Annotated in this window: 3 protein-coding genes; 1 reads left to right on the top strand and 2 read right to left on the bottom strand. The window is 73.5% G+C overall.

The genetic code is table 11. The features are described from left to right. On the top strand, positions 1–1555 hold a 1555-nt coding region (locus AOK22_RS28555), incomplete at its 5' end, for an AMP-binding protein (protein ID WP_055701603.1). A 12-nt stretch (positions 1556–1567) separates the two neighbouring features. Here AOK22_RS28555 and AOK22_RS28550 read toward each other — a convergent pair. After that, positions 1568–1798 (bottom strand): DUF7489 domain-containing protein, encoded by a 231-nt coding sequence (locus AOK22_RS28550; protein WP_055701602.1) that lies wholly within the window; start codon positions 1796–1798, stop codon positions 1568–1570. An 85-nt stretch (positions 1799–1883) separates the two neighbouring features. Beyond that, a complete protein-coding gene (locus AOK22_RS28545; protein WP_237773601.1) occupies positions 1884–2987 on the bottom strand; it encodes a methyltransferase in 1104 nt (367 codons plus the stop codon). Between the last annotated feature and the right edge of the window lie 1095 nt (positions 2988–4082).

Below are 4082 nucleotides of genomic sequence, written 5' to 3'. Positions count from 1 at the left end.
CGAGGACGCCGAGGCGCTCGTCCAGGGGACGCACCGGCTGACCCGCGGGGAGGCCCGGCGGCAGCTGTTCCGGCTGGGGCACGCGCTGCGCCGGCAGGGCCTCGCGCCCGGCGACGGCGTCGGCCTGTTCCTCGCCAACCGCGTGGACTCCGTCCTGGTGCAGCTCGCCGTCCATCTCATCGGCTGCCGCGTCGTGTTCCTGCCGCCGGAGCCGGGCCCCGGCGAACTCGCCGCGCTCGTCGAGCAGTCCAGGGCACGCGTCGTGGTCACCGACCCGCTCTTCGCGCAGCGGGCCGCCGACGCGGCCGGCCGCAGCGTCCACGCACCCGTACTCCTCGGCCTCGGGCCCTGCGAGCCGGGGTGCGCGGACCTCCTGGCCCTGGCGGACGAGTGCCCCGAGGAGCGCCCCGACGGCGTGCCCGCCCCGGCGGCGGACGAGGCCGTCACCGTCCTCTACACCGGCGGCACCCTGGGCCGCCCCAAGCTCGCCGCGCACAGCCACCGGCTCTACGACACCCTGGTGGAGCTGGTGGAGGACGATCCCGACGAGTCCCGTTCCGGCTTCTTCCCCGCCATGGTCCCGGGCGCGGACCGGGTGCTCGCCGCCACCCTCCTCACCCACGGCAGCGGCCATCTCACCTCGATCCAGGCGCTGGTGACGGGTTCCGTCCTCGTCGTGCTCCCCGAGTTCGAGGCGGGCGCCGCCCTGGAGGTGCTGCGCGAGGAGCGGATCACCGCCACCATGTTCGTGCCGCCCATGCTGTACGCGCTGCTCGACCATCCGGACTGCGTGCCGGGCGCCCTGCCCGAGCTGCGCCGGATCGTCGTCGGCGGCGCGGCGACCTCGCCCAGCCGCCTGCGGCAGACGGTCGAGGTCTTCGGGCCCGTGCTCAGCCAGGGCTACGGCCAGTCGGAGGCGCTCGGCATCACCGGCTTCGGCGCGGAGGACCTCGCCACGGAGGCGGCCCGGCGGCCCGAGCTCTGGCGCAGCTGCGGCCGCGCGATAGCCGACGTCGACATCGAGATACGCGCCGAGGACAGCACGGCGGCGCTGCCCGCCGGGCAGGTCGGCGAGGTCTGCGTCCGGGGCGAGACGGTGATGCTCGGCTACTACGAGGACCCGGAGCGCACCGCTGCGGCGCTGCACGAGGGCTGGCTGCGCACCGGCGACATGGGCTACCTCGACGCCGAGGGGTACCTCTATCTCGTCGACCGGGCCAAGGACATCATCGTCACCGGCAGCACCAGCGACAATGTCTACTCCCGCGTCCTGGAGGACTTCCTGCTCACGCTGCCCGGCGTGCGCAACGCGGCGGCGCTGGGCGTGCCGGACGAGAACTACGGCGAGGCCGTGCAGATCTTCCTGGCCACGGCCGAGGGCGTGGACGTCGACCCCGAGGCGGTCGGCGCGGCGGTGACCGCCGAGCTGGGCGACCTCTACACGCCCCGCAGGACGGTCCTGCTGGACCGGCTGCCGACGACGAAGGTCGGCAAGGTGGACAAGAAGGCGCTGCGCGCGGCCTGGACGAGCGGGGCGACGTCGGCCACGCGGTAGGCACCGCGCCCGTTACCGAGGCACCTTGGACGGCGCCGGTGCGCCCGCTTCCTTGACGAGGCGGTCACCCGGGGCCAGCGACTCCCACAGGGCCTTCTCGACGCGGGCCTTCATGGACGTGCCGTCCTGAAGGCGCACCTCTACGTAGTGGTAGAGGTTGGAGCCGTCGGTGGCCCTGCGGGTCTTGTCGACGACCGTGCCGTCCCAGGCGTCCTCTTCACGTACCTTGCGCGACTTGAACATCTCGCCAGGGTAGTCCGCCGGCCGTCCCACGGCGCGGCGGACGCCCGTCGCGTTCGTCCCGCGTCGCCTCCGGGCGCCCCTGACGTCAGGGCTTGCGGGCCACCAGCGCCGCGTTCGCGCCCGCCGCGTCCAGCGGCAGGACGGTCATCGGGCCGAACCCGGCCGCCGTCAGCCAGTCCGCGTACTCCGCGTAGGTCCAGTTGTGGCCCGCGCGCGTCTCGACCAGCATGTTCAGCCCCATCAGGGCGGCCGGGGCCGGGCCCGACTCGTCGTCGTCCAGGACCAGTTCGCAGATCACCACCGCGCCGCCCGACGGGAGCGCGGCCCAGCACTTCTCCAGGAGCCGCCGGCCCGTCTTCTCGTCCCAGTCGTGCAGGATCATGCTCAGCAGGATCACGTCGTGCCCGGCGGGCAGTTCCGGGTCGCGCAGGAAGTCGCCCTCCGCCGCCTCGATCGACTCCGAGAGGCCGAGCTCCGCCGCCTTGGCGCGGGCCATCGCCGCCACCCGCGGCAGGTCGAGCACGGTGGCGCGCAGATGCGGATGGCGGCGGCACAGGCTCACCGGGAAGGCCCCGGCTCCGCCGCCCACGTCCAGCAGGCGCCGGTGGCGGGTGAAGTCGTACGCCTCGCCCAGCGCCGCCGCGGTGAACGAGGAGAGGGTGAACATCGCCCCCCAGAAGCCCTCCAGGATCGCCGGATCGGCGGTCACGAACGCCGACTCCTGTGCGTCCGGGTCCCAGGTCGTGGGGCGGTCGGTGCGCAGGGCCTCCGTCAGACGCGCCCAGCCCGGGTAGCCGTACCGGTCCGAGTAGCGCACGAATCCGCCGAAGTAGTGCGGGCGTTCCTCCACGAGGAACTCCGCCGCCACGGGGGCGTTGCGGTAGCGCGCGGCGCCGTGACCGTCGGGCTCGCGTTCGAGCAGGTCCAGGGACGTGCAGCAGGCCAGCAGCATCCGTACCGGGCGGGCGTTGAGGCCCAACTCCGCGCCGATGCGGGCGGCGTCGGCCTCGCCGAGCCGGTCGAGGAGGGTGAAGAGGCCGAGCTCGACGCCCGCCGCCAGCACCTTGAACCGCCAGAAGCCCGTGGTCAGCTCCATCAGGGCCACCGGGGTGGTGCCCGCGCCGGGCCGCCCGCCCAACGCCCCCGGCTGCGCCGGAAGTTCCTGCTCCGCCGTCATCGAACTCTTCATCGCACTGTTCCTCGTCTTCTTTACGTGTCGAACCGACCCTGTGGATACGTATAGTAGTTGTGAAATTGCTGTGAGTAACTCTTTGAGATTTCGGGAGACTTCTGTGACGTACCTTGCGGGTATGGACGGCCCCACCGCCCTGGTGTTGCCTCTCCCCGCCGAACTTCCCGGCACCCTCGCCCCCGTGTCGGAGCGGCTCACCGCTCTGACGGCGGGGTGCCGCGCGGTGTACACCGCCGCGATGGGCGCCGAGCCGGAGGGCGCCGCCGCCCGTGCCGAACTCATGGCACGGCTGGCCGCCGACGTCGGCGACGCGGTCCGCGTGGCCGACGAGCCGCCGGCCGGCAGCTGCGTGCACGACGCCTTCTTCTCCGTACGCCGCGGCCTCGGTGACAGCGCCGCCCTGCTCGCCGGGGCGGTCCTGGTCAGCGACGTCCTCGTGCAGGAGGATCTCGCCGCCCACGGCAGCACCCTGGACCCCGACCCCGACAACCTCCTCCTGGGCGTCACCGGGTTCCTCACCGGTGTCCTGCCGCAGGCGGCCAAGGCCGGGCCCTGGCGCCCCGCCGCACCCGGCGAGGCCGCCAACCAGCGCTGGCTCGTGGGGCACCAGCGGTTCTTCGTCATGCTCCAGCTGCTCACCGTCGCGCTGCGCGGCCTCGACCGCGCCGAGGCCACGCCCGAGCAGGAGCGGGAAGCCGTCCGCTCCTTNNCTTCCCGCCCGACCTGTACCCGGAGGTGCGCGAGACGATGAAACCGCCCGCGGTGAACGCCGGGTTCAGCGGTCTGCAGACCCGTGACCACCTGGAACTCGTCACATGGATGCGCCGGTTCAGGCGCGGCGGCGGCCTCGACCGCCTCGCCCCCGCCTCCGGCGCGGCCGTCCACGCCGCCGTCGAGCACCTGTATGAAGCGCATGTGTGGGTGTGCGACCGCTTCGGCGGGGCCGTCGAGCCCAGCCTCCTGATGGAGCAGGCCGCGCAGGACGGCGAACGGCCCGAGAGCGGGGTCGCCGCCGCCCGGCGACTGGCGCGGCAGCGGCTCGGCCACCTCACCCCCGCCGACACCGCGTGACCGTCCCACCCCCTCGAACAT

The organism is Streptomyces silaceus (assembly GCF_001419745.1).
In the GTDB taxonomy this organism is placed as follows: domain Bacteria; phylum Actinomycetota; class Actinomycetes; order Streptomycetales; family Streptomycetaceae; genus Streptomyces; species Streptomyces silaceus.
The sequence above is the reverse complement of the archived record's forward strand: the minus strand, read 5'-3'. Positions and strand labels throughout refer to the sequence as shown.